Source organism: Chitinophaga nivalis (assembly GCF_025989125.1).
Taxonomy (GTDB): Bacteria; Bacteroidota; Bacteroidia; order Chitinophagales; family Chitinophagaceae; genus Chitinophaga; species Chitinophaga nivalis.
The window spans coordinates 1,896,125-1,919,648 of the sequence record NZ_JAPDNR010000001.1 but is presented as its reverse complement, the minus strand read 5'-3'; the positions used below and the strand labels follow the sequence as shown (position 1 = coordinate 1,919,648).

General features: G+C 47.1%; 18 protein-coding genes. 6 read left to right on the top strand and 12 right to left on the bottom strand.

Annotation, left to right across the window (positions count from 1 at the left end; all coding sequences use genetic code 11):
• Positions 1–67 precede the first annotated feature (67 nt).
• From OL444_RS07925 to OL444_RS07915, 3 genes are all read left to right on the top strand, one after another.
• The gene (locus tag OL444_RS07925) at positions 68–2,911 is read left to right on the top strand and encodes a PKD domain-containing protein (protein WP_264733759.1); all 2,844 of its coding nucleotides are present in this window, start codon (positions 68–70) and stop codon (positions 2,909–2,911) included.
• Positions 2,912–2,929: 18 nt separating this feature from the next.
• On the top strand, positions 2,930–3,961 hold the full coding sequence (locus tag OL444_RS07920) for a PorP/SprF family type IX secretion system membrane protein (RefSeq protein WP_264733760.1): 1,032 nt from the start codon (positions 2,930–2,932) through the stop codon (positions 3,959–3,961).
• A 307-nt stretch (positions 3,962–4,268) separates the two neighbouring features.
• A complete protein-coding gene (locus OL444_RS07915; protein ID WP_264733761.1) occupies positions 4,269–4,511 on the top strand; it encodes a T9SS type A sorting domain-containing protein in 243 nt (80 codons plus the stop codon).
• 88 nt (positions 4,512–4,599) lie between these two features.
• On the opposite strand, the gene OL444_RS07910 is transcribed toward OL444_RS07915, so the two are convergent.
• A complete protein-coding gene (locus tag OL444_RS07910; protein WP_264733762.1) occupies positions 4,600–5,772 on the bottom strand; it encodes a class I SAM-dependent rRNA methyltransferase in 1,173 nt (390 codons plus the stop codon).
• 150 nt (positions 5,773–5,922) lie between these two features.
• Here OL444_RS07910 and OL444_RS07905 point away from each other — a divergent pair, with 150 nt between their 5' ends.
• From OL444_RS07905 to OL444_RS07895, 3 genes are all read left to right on the top strand, one after another.
• Positions 5,923–6,510 (top strand): nucleotide exchange factor GrpE, encoded by a 588-nt coding sequence (locus OL444_RS07905; protein ID WP_264733763.1) that lies wholly within the window; start codon positions 5,923–5,925, stop codon positions 6,508–6,510.
• 106 nt (positions 6,511–6,616) lie between these two features.
• Positions 6,617–7,786 (top strand): molecular chaperone DnaJ, encoded by a 1,170-nt coding sequence (gene dnaJ, locus OL444_RS07900; protein ID WP_264733764.1) that lies wholly within the window; start codon positions 6,617–6,619, stop codon positions 7,784–7,786.
• A 96-nt stretch (positions 7,787–7,882) separates the two neighbouring features.
• A complete protein-coding gene (locus OL444_RS07895) occupies positions 7,883–8,824 on the top strand; it encodes a class I SAM-dependent methyltransferase (RefSeq protein ID WP_264733765.1) in 942 nt (313 codons plus the stop codon).
• 5 nt (positions 8,825–8,829) lie between these two features.
• Here OL444_RS07895 and OL444_RS07890 read toward each other — a convergent pair whose 3' ends face one another.
• The 11 genes from OL444_RS07890 to OL444_RS07840 all read right to left on the bottom strand — a co-directional run bounded on the left by OL444_RS07890 (position 8,830) and on the right by OL444_RS07840 (position 23,431).
• Positions 8,830–10,575, bottom strand: coding sequence for a YfbK domain-containing protein (locus OL444_RS07890; RefSeq protein WP_264733766.1), 1,746 nt, complete (start codon positions 10,573–10,575; stop codon positions 8,830–8,832).
• A 99-nt stretch (positions 10,576–10,674) separates the two neighbouring features.
• Positions 10,675–11,211 carry a hypoxanthine phosphoribosyltransferase gene (gene hpt, locus OL444_RS07885; RefSeq protein WP_264733767.1) on the bottom strand — a complete coding sequence of 179 codons (537 nt, stop codon included), beginning with the start codon at positions 11,209–11,211 and terminating at the stop codon, positions 10,675–10,677.
• 58 nt (positions 11,212–11,269) lie between these two features.
• Positions 11,270–12,706 carry a glucosaminidase domain-containing protein gene (locus tag OL444_RS07880; protein ID WP_264733768.1) on the bottom strand — a complete coding sequence of 479 codons (1,437 nt, stop codon included), beginning with the start codon at positions 12,704–12,706 and terminating at the stop codon, positions 11,270–11,272.
• 26 nt (positions 12,707–12,732) lie between these two features.
• Positions 12,733–13,374, bottom strand: a complete 642-nt coding sequence (locus OL444_RS07875) for an O-methyltransferase (protein ID WP_264733769.1) — start codon at positions 13,372–13,374, stop codon at positions 12,733–12,735.
• A gap of 161 nt (positions 13,375–13,535) precedes the next feature.
• Positions 13,536–14,234 (bottom strand): LOG family protein, encoded by a 699-nt coding sequence (locus OL444_RS07870; protein ID WP_264733770.1) that lies wholly within the window; start codon positions 14,232–14,234, stop codon positions 13,536–13,538.
• Positions 14,235–14,657: 423 nt separating this feature from the next.
• A complete protein-coding gene (locus tag OL444_RS07865) occupies positions 14,658–15,791 on the bottom strand; it encodes a TIGR03364 family FAD-dependent oxidoreductase (RefSeq protein WP_264733771.1) in 1,134 nt (377 codons plus the stop codon).
• A gap of 21 nt (positions 15,792–15,812) precedes the next feature.
• Positions 15,813–16,490, bottom strand: a complete 678-nt coding sequence (locus OL444_RS07860) for an HAD family hydrolase (protein ID WP_264733772.1) — start codon at positions 16,488–16,490, stop codon at positions 15,813–15,815.
• 197 nt (positions 16,491–16,687) lie between these two features.
• Positions 16,688–17,272, bottom strand: coding sequence for a hypothetical protein (locus OL444_RS07855; protein WP_264733773.1), 585 nt, complete (start codon positions 17,270–17,272; stop codon positions 16,688–16,690).
• 40 nt (positions 17,273–17,312) lie between these two features.
• Positions 17,313–18,722: an FAD-binding oxidoreductase gene (locus tag OL444_RS07850; protein ID WP_264733774.1), complete on the bottom strand. Its 1,410-nt coding sequence runs from the start codon at positions 18,720–18,722 to the stop codon at positions 17,313–17,315.
• A gap of 47 nt (positions 18,723–18,769) precedes the next feature.
• Positions 18,770–19,792, bottom strand: a complete 1,023-nt coding sequence (locus OL444_RS07845) for a PorP/SprF family type IX secretion system membrane protein (protein ID WP_264733775.1) — start codon at positions 19,790–19,792, stop codon at positions 18,770–18,772.
• A 6-nt stretch (positions 19,793–19,798) separates the two neighbouring features.
• Entirely contained in the window at positions 19,799–23,431 is a 3,633-nt protein-coding gene (locus tag OL444_RS07840; protein WP_264733776.1) for a DUF7948 domain-containing protein, read from the bottom strand.
• Positions 23,432–23,524: the final 93 nt, after the last annotated feature.

Below are 23,524 nucleotides of genomic sequence, written 5' to 3'. Positions count from 1 at the left end.
TATAAATTTATATATATAATTTTCGTTAATTTGTGGTATCAAAAGCTATGGAAAACCTGTACAACCTATGAAATACTTCCAGGTCACACACTTATGGGCATGCGTGCTCACACTATTCCTGTTACATTCCCGGGGGGTATCGGCCCAGAAAGCTGATTTTAATTTTACCGCTGTACCAGCCAGTCTTTGCGCACCGGCTGTCATTACCATACAAAATACTTCTACCGGCAATCCGGTGGCCTATGACTGGGATTTTGGCGATGGCAGAACATCTCACGATGTTCATCCGCAGATCACCTATACCTCCGGCGGGCCTAAAAAAATAACACTGACAGCACAATACGACCGGGGCAGCAGCACCTATTATCGCACCTTTACCGTTGGCGCCATACCAGCAGTAGCTTTTACGGCGGATGTCACCAACAGCTGCCGGTTATTCACAGCTAACTTTACAGACGCCACACCCGGCGCCACCAGCCGTACCTGGGATTTCGGGGATGGTACCGCCCCGGTAGTCACCAGCAATGCCTATATTTCACATGCTTATACCAAGGCCGGCAAATTTGATGTAACCCTCACCGTTACTAACACCAACGGCTGTACGGCGACTATAAAAAAACAGGCCTATATCCATGTTTCCCTGCCGGAAATCACCCTGAGTACACCTGTATCGGGCTGCGTACCTTATATCGCTGCCTTTACGGCTGCAGTCACCAACGACGGGAATGACCCGGTTACCACCTGGAACTGGACATTCGGCGATGGCAGCACCCAATCCACCACCACCGGCAACACGACGCACAATTATACCCAAACCGGTACCTATCCGGTAGGCATACTGGCAACTACCGCCGGTGGATGTACCGTCAATAAAACATTCATCCGGCAGGTACATACCGGCAATCCGCCTACCAATGTCAGCTTCACCGTTTCCCCGCAAAGTGCCTGTGTAGGGGAACCCGTAAGATTGCTGGCCAATGCCAACCATGCCGATACCTATAGCTGGGATTTCGGCGATGGACAAACAGAAACCAGCAATACCAATGATATCAAACATGCTTTCAAGGCCAACGGTAATCTCACTATACAACTGAAAGCCGGTAGTAATGGTTGTTATACACAGGCCGCTCCGGCTACTATTGCCATTACCGGCCCTGTATCTCAATTTACTGTGCAACGTGATTGTGCGGATAAAAGCAAATTTATATTTACCAATACCTCCGTCGGTACTTCTCCCAACACCACCTATGAGTGGGATTTCGGAGACAATACCCCGCTGGAACATACGCAACATGCTACCCACCAGTATACTACTCCCGCCAATTATACCGTACGTCTTACCATCGGGGAAAATGGCGGCAACTGCAGCCATAGCAGTTATCAGACGGTATATCATTTTAAGGCGGATTTCTCTACCGGAGTAAGTGCCATCTGCCGGGGCAGCAAAGCCACCTATGAAGTGCTGAATGTACCGCTGGCATTGGTTTCCAACTATACCTGGCAACTGGGTGATGGTACCACCTATACCACTACCGACCAGTTCTATGTAAAAACCTGGCTAACTACCGGCACCTTCGATGACCAGCTGACCATTCACTATAAGGATCCGGCCTACTGCGATGATGTGGTGCATAAACCGGCCAATATAAAAATCCTGGCGCCCCAGGCAGCCTTCAGCACGGGTGCGGTTACCTGCGCTTCTCAGCCGGTTAGCTTTATCAACAATACGCAGCCCTCTCCCAATATTCCTATCACCAACTGGTACTGGGAATTGGGCAATGGCCAAACTTCGGTACTGCAAACACCGGCCGCCGGCAAATACAGTACATCCGGCACCTATACGGTAAAACTGGTGGTCACCGATGCCCGCAACTGTAAAGATTCAGTACAACAGGATATCAGCATCCACCCAACACCCTATGTACGCATTACCACGCAGCAAAAGAAAATATGTGAGGGCAACAGTATTACGTTAAATGTGCTGTCCGACGGTACGATCAAGTGGCTGGATACCGATAACCTGAGTTGTACCACCTGTGCCGACCCCGTAGCCAATCCGGTGGTCAATACCCGGTACCGTATTCGTACCACTAACGTAAATGGCTGTACGACTATGGACTCTATCGACATTACGGTGGTACCTAAAGTGAACCTTACTATCAGCAAGGATACAATGGTGTGTTACGGCAGCTCTGTAAAACTGCAGGCAGGCGGCGCTACTTTCTACGACTGGACGCCCGTAACCGGCTTAACGAATAATACCATTGCCGATCCGATTACAACACCTTCGGTAGATATGGTATATCAGGTAACCGGTACCAATGATCCGGCCTGTCCGATGAGTGCACCGCTATCGGTGAAAGTGAGCGTAAAACCATTGCCATCTGTGAATGCCGGTAAAGACCAGACGGTGATGGTAGGCGACATGGTACGGCTGATGGCCAGCGGCAGTCCTGATGTAGTGAAATGGGAATGGAGCCCGCGCGATTACCTGGATAACACCACCGAACCATTTACCAATGCCCTGGTACGTAAACCGATTACCTATAGCATTACCGGTACCAATCAATACGGCTGTAAGGCGCATGATCTGATGAAAGTAGATCTGGTGTGCAATACAGATGTAGTATTTGTACCCAATACTTTTAGTCCGAATGGAGATGGGCAAAACGACATTTTTTATCCGCGGGGAAAAGGTATCAGCTTCATCAAATCCTTCCGGATTTTCAATCGCTGGGGGCAGGAAGTATTTCGCCGGGAGCGTATCAATATAGACGACATCAATGCGGGCTGGAACGGCTCCTACAAAGGAAATCCACAACCGGCCGATGTGTATATCTATTTCATTGAAGCCTACTGTGATACCAACGAATTCTTTCAGTTAAAAGGCAACGTTACATTACTCAGATAATTCTTTAACGGGTTCAATATGAAAACCATTTTCAACATATTACTGGCTATAGCCTGTCTGACAACCACCTTACCGGTGTTCTCACAGGATATACATCTGTCGCAGTTCTATGAAACACCGATCCTGCGCAACCCTGCATTGATTGGTATTTTCAATGGCGACGTACGTATTCAGGCGGTATACCGCAACCAGTGGAACAGCGTAACCGTACCATACCAGACCGGTACCATCAGCGGAGAAATTAAATTCCCCGTGGGCCGCGGCAATGACTACATCACCACGGGGTTGCAGCTGACGTACGATCGTGCCGGTACCTCCCGGCTGCAGTCTACCCAGATTTTCCCGGCTATCAACTACCACAAATCGCTCAATGAGGATAAAAGCAGTTTCCTCTCTTTAGGCTTTATGGGCGGATTGGTACAGCGCCAGTTTGATCCTAGCAATATGACTTTCAACAACCAGTATTCCGGCGGACGTTTTGATCCGGCTGCGGCTACCGGGGAGGAAGGCAAGCTGGCACTCAAAGGATACAGCTATCTGGATGCCGGCGTAGGATTAAGTTACAACAGTGTGATTGGGGAAGATGTCAATTACTTTATCGGGGCCGGATATTTCCATTTCAACCGGGCCAAAATATCTTTCTACAATGATAAAAATATCGAACTGGATCCTAAAATCACCTTCAATGCCGGTATTACCATTCCGGTGTCTGAAAGGGTAAAGGTGATTGCCCATTACAATCAACTGCATCAGGGTACCTATTCCGAATACATTGGCGGAGGATTGATCGGCTATGGTTTAATGAATGAGGGATTGGAATCTACGCGGGCGATTTATGGCGGTCTCTTCCTGCGCTGGAATGATGCGATCATTCCCACGCTTAAAATTGATATGGACAAATACGAGATTGCGATGAGTTATGACACCAATATCTCCCAGTTGAGAACGGCCAGCAAATCGTTCGGCGGCTTTGAAATATCATTGGTTTTCAAAGGTTTCCTGAACAGCCGCAACAGTACGCTGGAAAGTGTGAATTGCCCGAGATTCTAATTAATTGAAAATCATATGATTATATGATTTTTGAGGATAGCGTTAAAATTTATATAAAAAAGGTCGTAACCCTAACAAAATGGCCGGTAGTTTGTTATTTTTACTGTGAGAGAGGCGTAATTCGGGTGTTGAATGACGTAATATTATCAAACAAAAATTAGGAAATATTTGAATAAAACTTTATTTTTATTATACTATGTGGAAAACCTCTACCCTAGTTCTCATCATACTTTTTAGCCTTTTTTCCCTTACAGGGAAGGCTCAAAATGATAAAACTCTACCGGCAACGGAGGGGGGTAGCAAAATTGTGAAACTATATCCAAACCCCGCTACCACCATTATCAATTTCGAAATAAACCAACATACTAACGATCGTATATACGATCTTATTGTGTATAACTTCCTGGGAAAGAAAATGGAATTGCTGAAAGGCGTCGGTTCCCGCACCACTGTAAACGTTGACAACTACTATAACGGTCTGTATATTTTTCAATTACGCGATCAGCGGGGAAACCTGGTAGAATCGGGTAAATTCAATGTATTTAAATAGGCCGGCAGCTATAAATTATTTAAAAAGAGAAATGGTGTAACCACGCTAAGCGCACGTTACACCATTTCTCTTTTTTATACTTTTTTTATCAGGATACTTCCACGATCAGGAACTTCAGATACGTGGTATTCTCGATATTTCTTAAAATCGGATGGTCCTGGGCCTGGGTCTGGAAAGTGACCTGCCGCAGTTTCTTTTTGGCGTCTTTCGCAGCTGCATCAATGGTTTCCAGGAACAACGACGGCGATACCAGGTTGGTACAGGAAGCCGTTACCAGGAAGCCACCGGGTTTCAGCAACTTCATACCCCGCAGGTTAATTTCTTTATAACCGGTTACTGCTTTCTGAATATTTTCGCGGCTTTTGGTAAAGGCCGGCGGATCGAGGATCACCACATCAAACTTTTTCTCTTCCCGGCTCCATTGTTTCAGCTGGTCGAAAGCATTGACTGCCTGGAACTTACAGATATCCTGCAGGTTGTTCAGCGCGGCATTTTTGCGGGCGGTCTCTACGGCATGCTCTGAAATATCCAGTCCCAGTACGCTTTTCGCGCCATAGTAACCGGCATGACAGGAAAAAGTACCGGTATAGCAAAACGCTTCCATCACGTCGGCGCCGCGGACAATATTTTTTATTTCCCGGCGGTTATCCTGCTGATCCAGGAAATAGCCCGTTTTCTGACCATTTACGATATCCACATGGAACTGCAGCCCATTCTCATTGATGATCACATTTGTGTCGAAAGGTGCGCTCAGGAAGCCCTTTTGCTGGGTCATTCCTTCCAGTTCACGTACCGGCACATCATTCCGTTCATAAATACCTTTGGGAGAGAAAATACGGTTAATCGCATCCACGATGGCATCTTTCCACTTTTCAATACCCAGCGCCAATGTCTGGATGACAAAGTAATCATTGAATTTATCGATGACCAATGCCGGTAATTCATCTGCTTCTCCATACACCAGGCGGCAGTTTTCCACATAACCCAGTTTCTGGCGGTATTCCCAGCATTTCAGCAAACGGCGGTAAAAGAATTCCGCATTGATTTCTTCACTTTTATCGCGGGTAAGTATGCGCACCAGGATCTGGGATTGCGGGTTAATGTAGCCCCTGCCCAGGAAAAAACCTTTATGCGTGTATACATCCACTATATCACCGGGATTTACGTCGCCCTTAATTTCCGATACTTCATTCCCGAAAATCCAGGGATGGCCCTGTAGTACCCTGTTTTGTATCTGTTTCTTTAAAAAAACCTTCGTCATTTATAGTATTTCGAACAGCAAAGGTAGTAGAATTAAAATTGTGTCATTTCTAATTCCTCATCCGAAGCGTTATATATCTGCCTTTTTGTCGTCAAAAACAGTGTTGGCAAAGAAATTGACAACTTCCTCCTGCAGATAATCATTACAATTATGACAGAAAAAGAACAAGACATGCAGACAAACGGACAGGCTAACGCTGGTGGCGAAAACGAAAAGAGCATGCCGGATATCAGTACTGACGAGCAAACAAACAGTACTGCACATATGAATGATGAATCGGAAGCAACAGGAGAACTGGAGAAAAAAGAGAAAGAAGTAAGTGAATTGCGTGATAAGTACCTCCGGTTACAGGCAGAATTTGACAACTACCGTAAACGTACTGCAAAAGAACGTATAGAATTAATGCAAACAGCCAATAAAGAAGTTATCATATCTTTGCTGGATGTACTGGATGATAGTGACAGGGCTGCCAAACAGCTGGAGAATACCACCGATATCAATGCCTTAAAAGATGGCGTAGTACTGGTATTCAACAAGTTACGAACTACCCTGCAGGCAAAAGGACTGAAAGTAATGGAAAGTGCCAACACCCCATTTGATTCTGACCTGCACGAGGCCATCACAGAAATACCCGCTCCTACACCTGATCTGGAAGGAAAAATAGTGGACGTATTACAACCTGGTTATTACCTGAATGACAAATTGATCCGTCATGCGAAGGTAATAGTGGGTAAATAGAATGACGATGTGGCATAAGATGTAAAAACTTATGCTGACAGCTGACTGAATATTTTTACCGGAACAACAATCAGTATGGTATACTGATAAATAAGTAATTACTATAATGTCTACCAAAAGAGATTATTACGAAATACTGGCGGTTGTCAAAACCTCCAGCCAGGATGAAATCAAAAAAGCCTACCGCAAGGTGGCTATGCAATATCACCCTGACCGCAACCCCAATAATAAAGAGGCGGAAGAGAAATTCAAGGAAGCGGCTGAAGCATACGAAGTATTGAGCGACCCTGATAAAAGGGCGCAATATGATCGTTTCGGCCATGCCGGTATGAATGGTAACCGTGGCGGATTTGGCGGCGGTGGCGGCATGAATATGGACGACATCTTCTCCAACTTTGGTGACATTTTCGGTAATGATGATATTTTTGGCAGCTTCTTCGGCGGCGGCGGTCGTGGTGGTGGTGGAAACCGCCGTGGACGCGGTACCCGTGGTTCCAACCTCCGGGTAAAAATCCGGCTGACCTATGAAGAAATAGCCAAAGGCGCCAACAAAAAAATCAAAGTAAAAAAATATGTTCCCTGCCAGCATTGCGGTGGCCTGGGAGCAAAAGATAAAAATGCCTTTCAAAGCTGTAACACCTGTGGCGGTTCCGGTCAGGTAAGGAAAGTAACACAGACTTTCCTGGGCCAGATGCAAACCGTTACCACTTGTCCTACCTGTCATGGCGAAGGCCAGATCATCACCAGCAAATGCGGCCACTGTAAAGGAGAAGGTCGTATGTATGGCGAAGAAATGGTGAGCATCGACATCCCGGCAGGCGTACAGGAAGGTATGCAGCTGAGCATGAGCGGAAAAGGTAATGCCGGTGAAAGAGGCGGCGCCCCTGGCGACCTGCTGATCCTCATCGAAGAAGAACCACATCCGGAACTGCAGCGCGATGGCCTGAATGTAGCCTACGATCTGTATATCTCCTTCCCGGATGCGGTATACGGTACTTCCCTGGAAGTTCCTACCATCGATGGTAAAGCTAAAATCAAGATTCCCGCAGGTACACAAAGTGGTAAAATCTTCCGCCTCAAAGGCAAAGGTTTCCCTTCTGTCAACTCCTACGAGAAAGGCGATCAGCTGATCCATGTAAATGTATGGACACCGCAAACCGTTACCTCCGATGAAAAAGCAATGCTCGATAAATTACAGGCATCCGACAACTTTAAACCAAATCCGGAAAAATCTGAAAAAGGATTTTTTGAGAAGGTAAGAGATATATTCAGCTAACCTAAAGCGGAAAAACATACAGCATAAAAGCTGACCAAAGCGAAGATTTCAGGATCTTCACTCCGGTCAGCTTTCTGCTTTATACCACCACTCACTATGGAGCAAAAAATGCAGATGTTCGAGAACCGGCTTACCAAAGTATTCCGGCACATCAGTAAACTCGCCAGAAGGCAAAACATTACCTGCTACCGGGTATATGACGACGATATTCCTGAATTTCCCTTCAGCATAGAAATGTATGAAGATCAGGTATACATTGCTGAATACAACCGCCGCCATGGCATGGATGATGACGCCCACGAAGCATGGCTGGATACCTGCCTGGAACTGATCAGCAAAATACTGGATGTGGTACCGGAAAAAATCTGGGTGAAACAACGGCAACGTAAGGAAAACAGGAAAAGCCAATACGAAAAACTAAGCCTGGAAAATCACGAGATGATTGTAAAAGAAGGCGGTCTGCAGTTTAGAGTAAACCTCTCCGACTACCTGGATACCGGCTTATTTCTGGACCATCGCATCACCCGCAGCATGGTAAAGGAAGAAGTGAAAGATAAAAAAGTACTGAACCTTTTCTGCTATACCGGTTCCTTCTCTGTATATGCCGCCGCCGGCGGAGCAGCGGAAGTAACCTCCGTGGATCTTTCCAAAACCTACCTCACGTGGGCAGAAGAAAACATGCGCCTCAACGGATTTGATACCACCAAACATCCTTTTGTACACGCGGATGTATTGCAATACCTGGATACCCTGAAGCTGAATACCTTTGACCTGGTGATCATGGATCCGCCCACCTTCTCCAACAGTAAACGGATGAAGGATTTCCTGGACATCCAACGGGACCATGCGGAATTACTGAACAAAGTATTGCTCGCTACCAAAAAAGACGGGGTGGTATATTTCAGTAATAACTATCGCCGGTTTATCATGGAAACAGAAAAGATCAATGCTGCTGCTATCAAGGATATTACCAATCAGACTTTACCTTTTGATTTTCAACAGAAGATGATCCGTAAATGTTACCGGTTGATTAAATAGCCCGGCTAACGCTTCATTTTACGTACCATTTTTACCATTTTCAGGAACTCTTGCCGGTAGCCTTCTTTATCCCGGCCAAGGGCTCCCCGGGCCATCTGTCCTACCATGTCTGTATTGCCACAGCCCCGGTAGGCAGAACCCCGCAGCACCATCCCAAACAACGCTACTGCAGCGGCAAAACGATAATCATCCGGTGCTTCACGGAAAGTTGTCAGCTGCGCAGGCACACTGCCCGGCAGCTCCCGTAGCAACGTATCCTGGGGTTCCCGGTAGCTGATATTCACCCGCGCCAACACAGTATCTGTTGCCAGACTATCCGGTACCGGCATAATTTCGTATAACGCCACGGAGCAATGGCCACTGCCAATGATACCTCCCTCCTGTACTCCAGGATCTGCCGCCGTTGCCGGCAACACCTTGTTCTCATAACCAATAAGCCTATACGATTTCACCACCGCCGGATTAAATACAATACCGGTGCGTACATCCCGCGCCACGGTAAACAAGGTACTGCCAAATTCACGGGCAAATATTTTGTGGGCTTCTTCCAGGTTATCGATATAGGCAAAATTACCATTGCCCATATTGGCCAGCGCCTGCAGTTTCGAGTCTTTATAGTTCTTCATCCCGAATCCCAGGCAAGTCAGCAATACGCCGGTTTCCTTCTTTTCAGTAATCAGTGTTTCCATCTCCTCATCACTGGTCAGCCCCACATTAAAATCACCATCAGTAGCCAGTATTACGCGATTATTACCATCGGGGATAAACTGTGCGGCGGCAATCTGGTAGGCCAGTTTAATAGCCGATTCTCCACCGGTAGTGCCACCGGCACTCAGGTTATCGATGGCCTGCAGGATTTTCGCCTGCTGATCGCCGCTGGTAGCAGGCAACACCACGCCGGGCACACCGGCATAGGCTACAATCGCTACTTTATCCAATGGCCGCAGGTTATTGACCAGCACCCGGAAAGCCGCCTGCAACAAGGGTAATTTATTGGATACACCCATAGAACCGGAAACATCGATCAGGAATACGAGGTTACTGGGCGGTAAGCTATCGATCGCAATAGCACGGGCCCTGATAGCTATTTCCAGCAAACGGTGCGCAGGTTCCCACGGGCAATCGGTATAACGACTGTATAGCGCCATGGTGCTGCCTGCCGGCGGCAACGGATAGTTGTAATGAAAGTAATTCACCATTTCTTCTATCCTTACGGCATCGGTAGGAATGGCTTCCTTTAACCGCAGGAACCGGCGGATATTACTATAAGCTGCCCGGTCTACATCTACTGCAAAAGTGGATAAGGGCTGTGCTGCTGCGCGTACAAACCTGTTTTCGTAGATGGAGCCATAGGTTTCATTATAAAAAGAAGTGGTACCCATGGCCATATTGCCATAGTGGGGATTACTGGTGTGTTGCATCCGTGACCGGGCTTTGGCCACTGCAATGGCATCTGTAGTTTTTCGTATAGGGGATAGCGTTATCAGGAGATGATTATCTATATGCACTGACACCTGCCGGGGCCAGTAGCCCTCGCGGGTAAACAGCAGGGTGGCGGTATCTTCGGGGACCCGTAATTTAAAAAGACCGAAAGCATTGGTAATGGTATGGGCGGTATCCTCCAATACCTGTACAGATACGCCTGCCAGCGGGCGATGCAAGGCACTGTCTTCCACCCCTCCCGACAACCACCGCGTCTGTGCCTGCAGCCCTCCACCCCAGATGAATAAGAGCAAAAGGATTCTCTGCATGCGTCAAGTTAACATTTTTTCATGCAATGCACACAGCAATAAAGTCCGCAAACGGCTTTTCAGGCCGCTGCGGACTTTATCAACATCTTATATCCGATGTTATTCTGCCAGCTGATAAATCTCCGGCAGGTTGCGGCCCAGACCATCATAGTCCAGTCCATACCCCAACAGGAACTTATCCGGTACAGAAAAACCGAGATAATCAATTTTGATCGGATGTATCATGGCTTCCGGCTTAGTCAGCAGGGAGGCTACCACCAGCTTCTTAGGCTGCTGATGTTCCAGCTGCGGCAGGAACTGGCTGAGTGTTCTGCCGGTATCCACAATATCTTCCAGTATCACTACTGTACGGCCATACAGGTCTTCATCCAACCCGATTGCCTGCACCACATTACCGGTCGACTTGGTTCCTTTATAGGAAGCCAGTTTAATAAATGATATTTCTGCATCAATCGTCAGATATTTAAACATATCTGCGGCAAACATAAATGAGCCATTCAAAATAGCGATGAAGAGCGGGCGCTCGTCCTTCATATCCTGATTAATTTGTTCTGCCATCTCCTTAATCCGCTGCTGCAGCTCAGCTGCACCAATATAAGGCTGGAACTTCTTGTCATGCACCTGGATAACCGACATATTCACTAACATTTCCTTATTTAACAATTGTAAACATCAAAAGGATCACTGTTTACCTTTACTTATTCACCAGCAGCCGCTGTCCGATTTTAATATCGAAGCCCTGCAAATTATTCCATTCCTGTATCTGGGTAATAGATTTATTATACATTCTGGCAATGCCATACAATGTTTCTTTGGGTTGTACATCGTGGTACTGTGCTCCTGCTACGGGTGCTGGCGCCGGTTGTGAAGGAGCGGGCTGGGGCTGCGGTGTAGCAGGTCTGGGAGCCGGCTGGTTGCCGCTGGTTACTTCCCCTACTTTTTTCAGGTCTTCCACCATGGCCGGCGGTACGCCGCTGCCGGAGGCCGATGGCCTGGTTTCAGGCACAGCTGCACCACCAGTGTTATGTTTCGCCGTTTCCGCCTTCATATCCTCAATGGCCTTACGCGGAGAAAAATCTTCCGGCGGGGCCTGATCTTCTTCTCTCAGCACCCGGTTATTTTTTGCCAGCGCAGGCGCGCTGCCTGCATAACCTTCCAGGTTCAGACGCTGGCCATAGGCCGGCTCTTCTCCTTCATGCAGTTTGTTGCGGCGACGCAGCCACCGGAGTTGCAGGCCTTCAGCCTGGGCAATATCGTGCATGCTTTCACCACTGGCTACCGTGTGATATTCTTTATTACCGCGTTTACTTTTTTTCTGGAGGAAGATGATCATGTCTTTAGGCAATGGGCGGTCATCTTCCAGATCATTGAACCGCACCAGCTTCCGTAACCGGATATCCTGCTGGGCAGCCAGTTGTATCAGGGAAGTACCGGCTTTTACATACATAGCGCGGCGACCGTTGATTTCAAATACCCCTTTGGGATAATTGATGACTACAGGTTTATTGTAACCACCATTATTGCGGGGAGTAGTGGGTTTGGTCTCCGGTTTACGCGGGTTGTTACCTGCATATACCGGCGGCTCAGTATAAGCCGATTCCGGAGCAGCTTTACCCAAGGCGATCAGCGTATATTGCTGCAGGTTATTCTCTTCAATAATCTTGATCAGCTGTTGCGGATAGGTTTTATTGGTGGCATAACCGGCCTGTTTCAGGCCATAGGCCCAGGATTTATAATCATCTCCGTCAAACTGAAACAGGAAGGCATAACGGGGATTACTGCGTAAAAAATCGGAATGATCTTTATAGGATTCGCGGGCGGAATCATATACGCGGAAACATTCCTGGCGGGCGTCATCATCGTAACGGATGGTTTTGCCGGTCCAGGTGTTTTTACATTTAATACCAAAGTGGTTATTGGACTGCAGGCACAGGGTACCGTTGCCGGACTGTGTCTCCACAATCCCCTGGGCCAGTTTAATGGCAGCAGGTACGCCTGAGCGGCGCATTTCCTCAATGGCCACATTTTTATAGGTAGCAATATATTGCTGGGTAGTGATGTTCTGTGCTTTCAGGAATGGCGTGCAGCCAATAAGAAAACTGACCACCAATAAGTATTTTCTTACTTGCATGTATCGTTGAATTTAATGGGTCCGGGTTATTTTTTTCTGATCATCAGCACACCATCGCGGAGCGTCAGTAATACCTGCTCTGCCCGGTCATCTGCCAGCACTTTTTCACAAAAACGAATCATGGCTTTGGCCTGGCTGCCCTGTTCGCTTTCCGGTAATAATACCTGTCCGTGATACAGTACATTATCTGCCAGTATAAAACCACCTGGGCGCAGCTTTTCCCATACCAGGTCGTAGTAATGCACATAGCCGGCTTTATCTGCATCGATGAACACCAGGTCGAATGTTTCATCGAGGGAGTGGATTACATCCGCCGCTTTACCAATATGCATTTTTATTTTATCTGCATTACCTGTTTCTTCAAAGTACTTATGGCATAGGGTTTCCAGTTCTTCGTTGACATCTATGGTATGCAATATACCTCCGGGTTCCAGCCCTGCTGCCAGACAGATGGCAGAATAGCCGGTGTAGGTGCCTATTTCCAGGATGCGGTGCGGCCGTACCATGTGACTGATCATGCTTAGGAATTGCCCCTGTACCTGACCACTCAGCATATGCGGTAATTCTACTTTCAGGTGCGTTTCCCGGTTTAACCGATACATTGCGTCACTTTCTCCGCTCGTATACTTCTCTGAATAGGCCTCCACAACCGTGGGTATAAGCTCCATATATAAAATTTCTGCAAAACTAAGGAAAAACCAGCATGCTTACAGCACAAAGCTGGTCAGCCACCTATATCCCTTAACGTTATTACGGGGTGTTTTATTCTCCCGGAATAGCCGTTACAGGCACAAGGGGTGCTGACCAGCTGCAGGTCTGCGGTAATTTATCAGAAATTAGGTCTTAATTTATTGGTGGTGTAGAACACCCGGAAATATTCCACCACTTCATCAGCAGTATCAAACAGCTTTAACAGGTCGAGATCCTGTGGGTTAATATTGCTTTCCTTTTCCATCATTACGTTACGTATCCAATCCAGCAAACCACTCCAGTACTCACGTCCTACCAGTACCATCGGCGTTTCTTCCATCTTTTTGGTCTGGATCAGCGTAGCCACTTCAAAAAATTCATCCATCGTTCCAAAGCCACCGGGCATCATGACAAAACCCTGGGAGTATTTGGTAAACATCACTTTACGTACGAAGAAGTAGTCGAAGTTGAGGCTTTTGTCTTTGTCTATAAAATTGTTGGGGTATTGTTCATGCGGGAGAGTAATATTGGCGCCTACAGATTTACCGTGAGCCGCCTGGGCGCCTTTGTTCGCAGCTTCCATCACCCCCGGACCACCACCGGTAATAATACCGAATCCTTCATCTGCCAGCCGGGTCGCGATTTCCTGTGCCAGGTCGTAATATTTGTTTCCCGGTTTAGTACGGGCAGAACCAAAAATGGATATACAGGGCCCTATTTTTGCCAATGCCTCAAAACCATCTACAAATTCGGCCATGATCTTGAATATTTGCCAGCTGGAATGCGCTCTTGTTTCTGTCCAGTCTCTCTCCTTAAGGTTTTTTAAACTATCATTCATGCAATTGCTGTTTTAAATACCAAATAAATACTTCCGCTCCTGTACAGGAGAGAACACCACTAATTTATGTAATTATTGGTTTACCGCCGTATACATACAGGTATTTAAAAAAGCAGGTAACTTAAAAGAAACCCGCTTTACATTTAACACGTTATGAACGTGCAGCCTTGTTTATCAGACATGGCTGCAGAAACGTTGCTAATGCTGGCAAAATCAAATAAGTAAATACTGAAAAAATTTCGCAGGGTACTATCGCGTTAACACACATGGGCTGATCATAACGGTGAATCTGCATTTAATTTATCAATTATTTATGCAACCACCTAATTTTAGTTTACCATGTTGACACTAAGTAAGGGCCTAAAAAAAGCAGACAGTTAGAAAACCGTCTGCTGCATTTTTCGTGAAACACCCTTACGGGATTTAGAAATGTCTGGTAATATCTTCTGCCGTACCAAATGCCAGTGTCATACCTGCTCCTCCAAAACCATTCACCACAGTTACATTTTTTTCCGGAGAGAAAATCAGTTCCGTTGCACCGTTGGTGAGTTTGGGATAGATACCATGCCATTGTTCCTGAATAGTATATACAGGCGCCTCCAGGAAGGTATGCATGTATTGCAGGATCAGGTCATTGATAAATGCTTTATCGAATGGTTCGAAGTCCGGACCATATTCGTGTGAATCGCCTATGGTCAGTTCACCGGCGCCATTCTGGGAGATGAGCAGGTGTATGCCCCATTTCACATACTCCGGCATTTCCTGTTGAAAACGTTGCTGCAGGGGCACCAGCGTTTTACAGCTGTTAAAGGATGAATAGTGTGTTAACGTGAGGCCTGCACAAAGTGCCGGTCCCAGTTGCCAGTTGCCCGGTTGCGGAATCGTACGCATCATCTGCAACTTGCACTTCTTCAAGGGAGCTGCTGCAAAATCAGCAGGGTAAAGGGTTTCAAAATCTGCGCCACTACATACAAACACTTCTTCCACTTTCCATTTTTCTTCCCTTGTTTCAATAAACGGCATATTGATACCATTCACTGCTGTGCCAAAACGCAGGGTAACATTCAGCTGCTCACCCAGGTAGGCTGCAATGGCAGCACTGGCCTGGCGTGGGTTTACCGTCATTTCGGTATCACTCCACATCGCTCCTTTTAATCCGGCAGTTTTGATAGCTTGTGTATATTTTCCTATCTGCGCCGGTGCTATCAGTTCACAGGCATATCCGTTGGCAGGTGCTGCCTGTACAAATTCTTCCAGTACGGCCAGTTCATCTTCCTCATAAACGAGATGCAGCGAACCGGTTTCCTGACATTGCAGTCCCGTTGCGGCAGCCAGTTCTTTCCAGGTACGACGGCTGTTCATGGCGCGTTCGTACATCTTACCCGCTGTTTGCCCGATAGGCCATACCAGGCCGAAATTGCGGATAGAGGCACTGATGGCTTTACTGTTCCGTTCAAATAAAACTACTTTTTTCCCTTTGGCTGCCAGGTGATACGCCATAGCCAAACCCGCTATGCCGGCGCCTATTACAGCCACGTCTGCCTGTTGTTGTTGCATGAGAAGCAAATATGAGTAAGATTAAAAAATGTTGAGTAGTTCGTCGAGGTTAGCCACCAGGTGGGTGTGCGGCCCTTTTGCCAGTTCTTCCCGGGTATAGGCGCCGGTGGTAACGCCTACTACATAGCGGCAACCGGCATTGGTACCTTCTTCCAGGTCAGAAACCGTATCGCCTATTTTAGCGACGGTATCTATACTACAGATTTCCAGCTCCTGCATAATACGGTAAATCATATACGGATAAGGACGACCGTAGGTAACTTCATCGCTGGTAGCCACCGCATTGACCAGTCCTTGTTTTACCCATCCTACTCTTTCCAGGATTACGTTGGTGATCTCTCTGTCGAAACCAGTGTCCAGCGCTACTTTGATGCCTCTTTGCTGCAGGGCGGCAAAAACAGCAGATACCCCTTCTTTTTCACGGATGGCCGGATGATCAGCGTAATGCGCTTTCATATCGGTTACAAAGCGGGTGTGCAGTTCCTGTACATACGCTTCGTCGTTATACCGGTTGTTTTGTTTCTGCTGCAACAGGTAGCGGATCGCGTACGGTTTGGCATATCCCATCACCTCATTTACTTCGGCTATGGTAACGGATACACCGGCCAGTTGCAGGGTTTGTTGTAATACCAAGGCTACGTTGGATTCATCGTGCAGGGTGGTACCTGCAATGTCGAAAACGGCTAACTGTATTCCCATCAGATCTTTGTTTTTTAATAATGCTGGGGCAAAGATAGGAAGTATGTAAAATAAAGTTTAGCATTTATAAACATTTAACATCCGGTTAATATTGTCCGGGCATAAAAAAACATTACGCACCTACCGGAAGCGACACGAAATAATCCGCTGCAGGGAGGTGCGTAATGTAATGATATAAACCGCGCAGGCAGTTCAGGCTAGAAGCCTATACCCGCGCCTATTCTGTAAATCAGGTTACTGCGGTAAGGGGAATTGCTATCCTGCAATACATCATACAGGATGGAAATACCAACACCTACCCGGCCGCCTACACTTTGGGTGTAACCTGCACCCAGCAACAGGCTGGTAGCACCATAGTTACTTTTCCAGCTGTTCTTGCGGTCATCGGTATTGTAAACAGTGGTATTCTGAGAGATCCAGTTATACTCCGGCTGCACGTGAATAAACAGCATCGGCAACGGATATACCCGGCCCCAGACACCGCCACCAAAGATGGTATACTTCTCCCGCTGCAGGGTACGGCCATTATAATCCCGTAACCGGTACTGACCATACTGTGCATTGACATTCACACCGGCAGCAATATAGTCGTTGAAACGGTATCCTACCAACGGAGAGATTTCCACATTGGTATAATCGCCAAATACTGCGCCCAGTGAGCCTCCCAGGATCAGCCGTGAACGGTCAAAACCTTTATGCGCAGACGTATCTGTTTTATAATACTGTGCATGCGCCAGCTGCACCCCAGCCAGGAAAAAAAAGCATATTAACAAGCGTTTCATATCTGGTTTATTAAATTTAATGTTTAGCAGGATTGAACATTCAGTTATCAAATATCTTGCCCCGGTTGAGGATATGATTCGGGTCAAATATCTGTTTTATTTGTTTCATCAGCCTCATGGAAGTTTCATCAAAGATGATATCCATATAATTCTTCTGTACCAGCCCAATGCCGTGTTCACCGGAAATCGTACCGCCCAGTTGTTTTACCAGCCGGAATATTTCCCGGATCCCCTCCTGCAACGTGCCATTCCACTGGTCTTCCGTAAGGCTACCCCGGATAATGTTCACATGCAGGTTACCATCCCCGGCATGGCCATAACAAACCGAGTGGAAACCATATTTCCGTCCAATCTCCTTCACCCCTTTCAGCAGCAAAGGTAATTCTGCCCGGGGCACCACAGTATCTTCTTCTTTATATACCGAATTCGCCTTAACGGCTTCGGCTACACGCCGGCGTAATTTCCACAGCTCTTCTTTCTGCTGATGACTTTCTGCAAACAAAATTTCTCCTACATCAAAACCTTCCACCACACCGGCTATCCCTTCCATTTCCTGCATCAGCACTTCGGGATAATTGCCATCTGTTTCTATCAGCAGGTGTGCCTGAATATCGTCGGCGATAGTAACAGTAGATCCCTGTACATATTGCGATACCCACTCCAGCGCATCCCGCTCCATAAACTCCATGGCGGACGGAACATACCCGGCGCGGAAAATGGCACTCACCGCCGCACAGGCACTTTCTGCCGACCGGAAAGGTACCAGCATCAGCAAATCGTGTTTGGGCGCCGGTATGAGCCGTAATACAATTTTAGTAACAATGCCCAGCGTGCCTTCACTACCTACCACCAACTGGGTCAGGTTATATCCGGTGGCATTTTTCAACACGTTGGCGCCGGTCCAGATCACTTCACCGGTAGGCAACACCATTTCCAGGTTCAGGACATAATCCTTTACCACCCCATATTTCACGGCCTTTGGCCCTCCTGAATTTTCAGCAATATTTCCGCCGATGAAACAAGTACCCCGGCTGCTGGGGTCAGGCGGATAAAACAAGCCCTTTTCTTTCACCGCCATCTGCAGCACTTCCGTGATCACTCCCGGCTCTGTAGTTACCTGCAGGTTTCTTTCATCAATCTGTATAATACGATTAAAGCGCTCCATGGAAATCAGTACCCCGCCATATTGCGGCAGGGCGCCTCCACTTAAACCGGTACCACCGCCACGGGGCGTGACCGGCAGCAATTCCCGGTTACACAGTTGCATGATCTGGCTGACCTGTTCCGTTGTATCCGGTTTTACTACTACCTCCGGCATATAATGCAGGTCTTCCGTTTCATCCCGGGCATAACGATCCCTGTTTTCTTCATCGGCCAGTACATAAGCGACACCGGCAATTTCACGTAATGCCGCAATATGGGCGGCAGTTACTTTATTAAACGTAGTCATGTAACAAAAATAATCATAAAGCCGGTCAGGTGGTTATACCGGCTGATTTAAAAAGATGGGCAGATCGTAGATTTTTTTGCATTGTTAAAACTCCAGTTTGGATAGAGTCCTGTATAAACAATTCCTATTTCATAAGCTCCCCGCCGGTTATTGGAGGAAGCCAATGTAGAAGTAGTGATATCATAGTTGAACATCAGCTTCACATTATTGAGCTGATATCCTACCAGGAAGATGGCGGCATCTTTGGCCCGGTAATATATCCCGCCATGCAGCTGCTGTACCCCGTCGCCAGACAGGTTATAGGCGGCATTCATCCCCAATACAATTTCCTGCGCAGCAGCCTGCCGGGCATAATAGGCACTGGGATTGATGATCACCTTATCACTCATCTTGATACTGGCATTCAGGAACCCGATATACCGCCGGTCAATGATATTATTGCCGGCATAAAAAGTTTCCCTTGGCTTATTGATATGCTGTACGGAAACACCCGCATTGATATAAATATTTTCAGTGGGGAAATAGGCATAGTTCATGCCTGCCTGCAAGTCAAAATAATTCACTTTTGACTGTACAATAGGCTCTGCAGAAGGTACCCCGGCATCAAAAAATTTACCGTTCCACTGATCTCCGAAAGTAAGTTTGGTGATATCTACCCTTTTACCGGCAGTACCTACATTAAATCCCAGCGACAACAAACTGCTTTGTCCCAGTAACTGATGATACGCCACCGAACCATATACTTTGGTGGAGGTGAGGTTTCCACTGCCGGCCACGTCACGCAGGATCACAGCTCCTACGCCCAGCCAGCCATATTCCAGCCTGTCGCGCAGTAACTGGAAATCCGCAGATGCCGACATGGTTTTATAAGGCACCGGTACGGAGGCCCACTGGTTACGGTAATTAACCCCTATCCGGTAATTGCCGTCAGGTATAAAACCGGTATTGGCCGGATTGGTCAGCAAGGGCGTGTTGAAGTACTGCGAAAAGTGCAAATCCTGCGCCTGTCCGCGGGTAACAGCAAACATTCCTATTGCCAGCCAGGTGATAAATTTAACGGTCTGCTTCATGGCTCATCATCTTAACAAGGTTACACTTCCGGATCTATTGGCTTTGGTACCATCGGTAAATTCCATGTTTACAACATATGCGTATGCATCCATGGCCTGCACGGCTCCATTAAACCGGCCATCCCAGCCTATTCTGGAGTCGGAGCTTTCAAATACCAGCTGGCCCCAGCGATTAAATACTTTGAGGTTGAACCGGGTCACACCAAAACATTTTACATAGAATACATCATTGATCCCGTCATTGTTTGGTGAGAACGCAGAAGGTACATCAAATAAAGGCACTACAATCGCACTGACCGGTTTACAGGCAGTTTCTGTACAACCTTCTTTATTGGTACTGGTCAGACATACGTTATAGTTACCGCTTCTCAGATACTGGTGCTGCGGATTAGCGACGGACGTAGTATCCCCATCACCAAAGTTCCACAGGTGCGCCACTGCTCCTTCCGATCTGTTAAAGAAAGTAATCGGGGTATTTTCTACCGGCTTCTCCGGTGTGAAATCAAAATCTACTTTAGGTAAAGCCGCTACGGTTATCTTCTTGGTAATACTGTCTTTTTTATTACAGGTATTGAGGTCATGTACCACCAGCTTGATATCAAATGTGCCCACCTTATTAAAGGTATGCAGCGGATATGGATCTGTGGAAGTACTACCATCATCCCCGAAGGTCCAGAAGAACTTTTCGCCACCCAGGGTAACGTTATCCATTTTCAGTTCTGTTCCCACACAGACAGTATCCGGCATATTAAACAGCGCAGTTACGTTCACGGCTACACGTAATGGAATCGTTTCTGTCTGCGGCGCATTACAGAAATTCTCATCCACTAAAGTGAGGCTTACATTATAGATTCCTGCTGTCTTGAAGCTGTGTTTATACGGGAATTTGGATGGCCCCACCGTTTGCGGTGGCGTTCCGTCTCCCAGATCAAAAATGAAAGACTTATCTGTAAACTGACTCCTGGGTTCCGAATTATTTTCAAAGATATACGTCAGTGCTTCACAGGGCAGCTGCCGGGCGCCGGTAAAGGAAAGCGTAGCCTTGTTGGTACCCAGTTTCACTTCCGTATAGGCCACATCGTTACCATTACAGCTGGCGGCATCATATTTCGTCAGCTTTACCGTGAAAGTTCCCACCTTCGTATATACGTGCTTCACGGTATCTCGTCCCACTACGATCGGAGATCCGTCTCCGAAATCCCACTCCCATCTTTCTGCCGGCAAGCGGGTCGTATCTACAAAAGTGACAGTATCCGGTACACAATAATTTTTGCGGCGGTCAAGGGTTTTGATCCCTGCTTTTACCCCATCCAGGTTAAAGGCAATTTTCAATGCGCCGAAATTACATAATGGCGGCGGCGTACTGGAATAAGCACCCGGCGTAGTAGGATAACGGGGTTTGAAACCATCCCGCACATTACACCATGCGCAGATGCCCTGGTAAATAACCCCATTGCGGTCAAAACGGCTGGTACCTCCATCCACATGTTCATACAAACCAGAGCCACCAAAATAACTGCCGAACAAAATATCTGTCGCGTCGCGCTGTAATACAAAGAAGTAAAAGTCCATCCCGTCTGTAGATGCCTGCAGGGGATTTTTCACCCGCATACCTGTTGTACCGGAATTAGGATATCCGGAAGAAACGTTGATGCCTCCTCCCCAGCCGGATACATACACGTTTTCACAACGATCTACCAGGAAAGCAATCGGGGAAATATTGGGGGTATTTACCTGATTACGTGATCTGCCAAAAGTAGTAGAGTAGATGAAACCAGAAAGATCCGGTTTCAGTTTGGAGATAAACTGTAATCCGTTATCATTATAGAAAGTGCGGGCACCGGCGGGCTGCATGATTGGCCAGGCGCCTTCGGTGGTCCCCATCACATATACATTCCCGTTTTTGTCGAGCTGAATGCCGTATATCTGATCTGCGGCTTCGTTGTTGGAACCCAGATAAGTAGATTGTAAAATGGTTTTGCCATCGTTGGAAATATGCGCAACAAATCCGTCACAGGTACCACCGCGATAAGCAGGATACATGGTCGCTCCCTTTATCGGGAAATTACCGCTGGCCGTTCCTCCTGCCACATATAGGGTATTGAGTCCGTTCAGTGCCAGTACATAAGCAGCATCCTCACCTGAGCCACCCAGGTAACTGGACCATACCACTCCTTTGCACATGGGATTTATTTTAATCACCACCCCATCCTGTGAACCTCCGCTGGCAGGCTGGAATACATCACCCGTTACCGGAAAATCGGTAGAGCGGGTACACCCGGCGACATAGATATAACCGGCATTATCCACCACTACCTCGCTACGTGCATCATCGCCGTAGTTACGTAACAGTACCCATCCGCCCCCGTCACGCTTATCTCTCATGTTCACCCCATCGTCTGCACTACCACCTATCACCATAGAGCCAATGAGCGCGGAACCGGTTGCATTCAGTTTGGTTACCACCATATCCCATCCACCCCGGTTTCCGACTGACACATCATGCGGATAATTACTGGAGTTTGTACGACCTGAAATAACCAGGTTTCTCTCCTGGTCCACAAACAAGCTATGTGGCTGATCCAATCCATCTCCCCCCAGGAAAGTGGCATATAAAAGGCGGGTACCGTTGGCAGAAAACTTGGAGATGGCAATATCATATCTGCCACCACCGTAAACACTTTGTTTTACACCTGGCGTAACCGGATAGGCATCTCCGAATACAATCCCGCCACCGTAAAAGTTACCGGCATCGTCGTAGGTAGCAGTAAAGCCCCAGTTATCAGAACGGGCGCCGGAAACGGTGGAGAATACATATACCGGATCTATTACCAGCGGGTAAGCCGGGTTATACTCACCGGAAACACGGAATCCCAACCGGGTACCGTTTAAGCGGTAAGTTACTTTTACAGACACCCGTTGTTCGTTGATATATTGATACGCATAAGGGACCTGTTCTATCAGATCTCCTACGGAAGTATGCACATACAGTTGTCCTTTTTTTATTTCCATACCGGAAGCCCCATCATATTGTATCTGAATGTTATCGGGGTTGGCGCCGGGATGTATAATGAGATCATATTTCAGTTTGGAAGCTTCCGAATACACATGTGCATCAATGCCGGGGTAGATAGCAGTATAATTTACACCCTGGAAAGATTTTACACCGGCCGCCCATTTACTTTTATCATTGCCGATAAAGTAATTATTCACAGTTTCCTGTTCTTTCTCTGCCTGTATCAGCGCATTGGGATTGGCGTTCAGGAAAGTAAGGTTAAAGGCATGCCCTCTTACATCCGGCATAAAAGCCGGGCGGGGAGGTGGTTTGCTACCCTGTTTTGCCGTGGCTTTATTTCTGGGCACCAATATAGTATCGTTACTATGGGAGTGACCGTGTATATATTCATTTAAGGCGTTCACATCATCCAGGCTATACATCAGGAAGGTAAACCCCGTGTTTTTCAGGTAGATGGAAGCACCATTCAGTTCTGTTTTATACAGCACTTCTTTCTCCCATTGTCCTTTATTTTCGATGAAATTCAGTGGTGTGTAGTTGGTATATTGCTGCGCCTGGGCAAGATGTCCGGAAAAAAGGAAGATGATCATTCCAATAAGGCCAGTCGGGAAGGTAAATTTCAACGGGATCAGATTTATTTTATTCTTAATAAACTAATATAATACTATAAACGCAGAAGCTTGTTAAATTGTTACGGGACAGTTCATAATAACACC

Bases quoted from the DNA above. Each gene is read 5' to 3' on its own strand.
- OL444_RS07880 (WP_264733768.1), bottom strand. From the start codon at position 12,706: ATGCAAGTAAGAAAATACTTATTGGTGGTCAGTTTTCTTATTGGCTGC.
- OL444_RS07860 (WP_264733772.1), bottom strand. From the start codon at position 16,490: ATGGGAATACAGTTAGCCGTTTTCGACATTGCAGGTACCACCCTGCAC.
- OL444_RS07875 (WP_264733769.1), bottom strand. From the start codon at position 13,374: ATGGAGCTTATACCCACGGTTGTGGAGGCCTATTCAGAGAAGTATACG.
- OL444_RS07910 (WP_264733762.1), bottom strand. From the start codon at position 5,772: ATGACGAAGGTTTTTTTAAAGAAACAGATACAAAACAGGGTACTACAG.
- OL444_RS07890 (WP_264733766.1), bottom strand. From the start codon at position 10,575: ATGCAGAGAATCCTTTTGCTCTTATTCATCTGGGGTGGAGGGCTGCAG.
- OL444_RS07920 (WP_264733760.1), top strand. From the start codon at position 2,930: ATGAAAACCATTTTCAACATATTACTGGCTATAGCCTGTCTGACAACC.
- OL444_RS07850 (WP_264733774.1), bottom strand. From the start codon at position 18,722: ATGACTACGTTTAATAAAGTAACTGCCGCCCATATTGCGGCATTACGT.
- OL444_RS07925 (WP_264733759.1), top strand. From the start codon at position 68: ATGAAATACTTCCAGGTCACACACTTATGGGCATGCGTGCTCACACTA.
- OL444_RS07855 (WP_264733773.1), bottom strand. From the start codon at position 17,272: ATGAAACGCTTGTTAATATGCTTTTTTTTCCTGGCTGGGGTGCAGCTG.
- OL444_RS07865 (WP_264733771.1), bottom strand. From the start codon at position 15,791: ATGCAACAACAACAGGCAGACGTGGCTGTAATAGGCGCCGGCATAGCG.
- OL444_RS07895 (WP_264733765.1), top strand. From the start codon at position 7,883: ATGGAGCAAAAAATGCAGATGTTCGAGAACCGGCTTACCAAAGTATTC.
- OL444_RS07905 (WP_264733763.1), top strand. From the start codon at position 5,923: ATGACAGAAAAAGAACAAGACATGCAGACAAACGGACAGGCTAACGCT.
- dnaJ (WP_264733764.1), top strand. From the start codon at position 6,617: ATGTCTACCAAAAGAGATTATTACGAAATACTGGCGGTTGTCAAAACC.
- OL444_RS07870 (WP_264733770.1), bottom strand. From the start codon at position 14,234: ATGAATGATAGTTTAAAAAACCTTAAGGAGAGAGACTGGACAGAAACA.
- OL444_RS07845 (WP_264733775.1), bottom strand. From the start codon at position 19,792: ATGAAGCAGACCGTTAAATTTATCACCTGGCTGGCAATAGGAATGTTT.
- hpt (WP_264733767.1), bottom strand. From the start codon at position 11,211: ATGTCGGTTATCCAGGTGCATGACAAGAAGTTCCAGCCTTATATTGGT.